The sequence below is a fragment of the Hymenobacter defluvii genome, assembly GCF_017589435.1.
In the GTDB taxonomy this organism is placed as follows: Bacteria; Bacteroidota; Bacteroidia; order Cytophagales; family Hymenobacteraceae; genus Hymenobacter; species Hymenobacter profundi.
This window is the reverse complement of sequence record NZ_JAGETX010000102.1, coordinates 1-641: the sequence shown is the minus strand read 5'-3', so window position 1 is coordinate 641 and position 641 is coordinate 1. Positions and strand designations below refer to the sequence as shown.

1 protein-coding gene is annotated in these 641 nt (G+C 51.0%); it reads left to right on the top strand.

The features are described from left to right. Positions 1–572: gliding motility protein GldN (gldN, locus tag J4D97_RS23170; protein ID WP_208309650.1), on the top strand; the 572-nt coding region annotated here is incomplete at its 5' end. Positions 573–641: the final 69 nt, after the last annotated feature.

Genomic DNA, 641 nt, shown 5'->3' with positions numbered 1-641 from the left:
TAGGCGGCGGAAGTGACGATGGTTGGGGTAGCAGCGGTGGTGGCGATGGTTGGGGTGCTCCAGCGAAAAAGTCCACTGCTAAGGGTAAAAAAGGAGCTACTACTAAAAAGGTAGCTGCTGCTCCTCCAAAGCCGGCTGCGCCACCTAGCTATGAGTATCGTCCTAAGGACTTGTACCAAATGGAATTGAAAGAAGATATGATCTTCGACAAGAAACGGTCGCGGATGTATCACGACATCAAATCCCTCACGCTGGTAGTGCCTTCTACGCTGCCTTCCAACGCTTCGGGTATTGAGAAGCCCATTGGTACGTTCAAGTACAGCGATTTGGTTCGGGTGTTCCGTAACAATCCTACCAGCGCTATCTGGTTTAATCCTCAGAACGACGCACAGCACAAGAACTTGGCAGACGCTTTTGAGTTGTGGCTGTTCAACTCGTACATCGTGCGAGTGTCGAACCCAAACAACGCACGCCTCGACGAAATCTACGGTGGTCAGCAGCAAGGTATCCTGGCTTCGCAGCAAGCTGCCGCTGATTTGATCGAGTATGAGTACAACCTGTGGAGCTTCTAAAATTACAGATTAGCTCGGATTTTAGCGGATTACACAGATTTTGTGGGTAGGGGTGCGTTGCACGCGCCC